Annotated in this window: 1 protein-coding gene; it reads right to left on the reverse strand. The window is 62.4% G+C overall.

What is annotated here, in order from left to right; genetic code table 11:
- Positions 1 to 1057: 1057 nt before the first annotated feature.
- The coding region (locus I6U14_RS00685) for a transposase (protein ID WP_296896050.1) at positions 1058 to 1807 on the reverse strand (750 nt) is incomplete at its 5' end.

Below are 1807 nucleotides of genomic sequence, written 5' to 3' on the forward strand. Positions count from 1 at the left end.
CATCAAGACCGCCCTGGGAAAGCTGGAGCTGCCAGAGGCCCCGGAAATCTAGGTGCCTCGACGCCTGAGCGACAATGGTTTTGATCTCCTGACCATCGACCTGCCCCATGTGCTCGCCCTCGCCAGCCCTGCCCCGCTGCACCGCGATCCGTTCGACCGCCTGCTTGTCGCCCAAGCCAGGCATGAAGACCTGGTCATCCTCTCCGGCGACCCCCTCATCACCCAGTATCCGGTGACCGGGAGCTGGGCGGAGTTTTTTGAGCGGCGAGCTACTAGCCCCGCTTCCTCGAAGGTCGCCGCCTTGTTGGAACTTCCCGGATCGTTCCCACGCTCCAGCGTCACGTCAGCGAGCGGTACCTGAGCGATCAAATCGCTCGACAGGCGGTGCCCGTCGGCTTCGGACCAGGGGTGCCGACAAGGGGGACAACCATCGAGAACGCGACGCTGGAGCGTTGCCCCAGGGCATTCCCCGGCTGGAGCGTGGGAACGATCAAGATAACGCAGGGAAGGGGGTCACCATTTAGCTGACCCCGATCAAAGGCACGGCCTTTCCCTTCGTGTCCGCGCCACGATTTTCGTCCGCAAAGCGTACGTTCGAAACCCTCTGCACACCCTCGGCTTTCATTCCGGCGGTGGCGGAATCGTAACCGATCCGCACCAGTCACCCTTCTGGATCTAGGCGTTGGGGCTTCGCCTTGGAGGAGAAGCCCCGGCCCCTGGCTGCTTGCAGCCCCAGAAATTCCTCGGTTCCCTGTCATGGCCAAGTGGTGCGAGTCGCTCTTTATCGAAGCCGCCCGGGAGCGATGGACGGTTTTTGTCCATCGCGAGCGGGTGGCAACCTTTGCGGCCCGTGTTCACAGAGCGTTGGCTCCTGCCGCGTAGCCGGTCCAACCCCTTGCTGGTTTCATGACAGAGGCGCATCAGTACGAACTGTTTGCTCTACGACGTGGGTGGCGGGATGCGGCGCCGGCCGAATCAGATCTAGTGGTTGCCAGCCAACCCCATAGCGAGCTCGCCGCCGCAGCCCGAACCTCATCTGTTCATGCGAATGCCCGCTTCACGTCGAACGGCACCTGATCGCGCAGGATGTAGTAGCAGGCCCGCGCCAGCTTGTGGGCAACCGCCTTGATGGCCACGATCGGGTGACTGCGCGCACATTTGCGTTGATAATACCGCTTGATCTGTGGGTTGTAACGCACCGCGAAGCTCGCTGCCTCGATGTATGCTTAAGGCCTGCGTATTCGTTGCCGTTCTTGGTGTTGCCACGACCCTTGACCCTTTTCTCCAACAGCTCGATCACGCCCTCCTGTGTCCGCATGACCGCCAGGTTGCCCTTGACCGCCAACGCCAAGTCCGCATCCGGCAACAGCCGGTCTACTTCGTCGTCTGTGAGCCGCTTGACCTGATTGGCGCTCAGCGAGCAGCCACGGCTGCGCGTCGACAGGTTCTGGATCGACTGCAGGTTGGCACTGTGCTGCTGCACCAACTTGCTCCGACGCCGCAGCAGATCGCGCACCGCGCGCTCTTGCCTGGGGTAGATGTACCCCTCCGGAAGCAACCCTAAGCGAAGCAGCTTTGCCAGCCAGCGGGCGTCAGACTCGTCGTCGGCATACTTGAGCCCTTCGTACTGGACGATAGCCGCCGTGTTCGCCAGGTGGACGCTGAAGCCGACGTCCATCAGACCGTCCACCAGCCAGTACCAGTTGTAGGTCGACTCGACCACGAGCCCCTCAATGTCTTGACGAAAGGCCCCCAGCTCCGCCAGCACCACCCCAATGTCGTTCGGCAGCCGCCGCCGATACACAAC

Source organism: Thiohalocapsa sp. (assembly GCF_019695415.1).
Lineage (GTDB): Bacteria > Pseudomonadota > Gammaproteobacteria > Chromatiales > Chromatiaceae > Thiohalocapsa.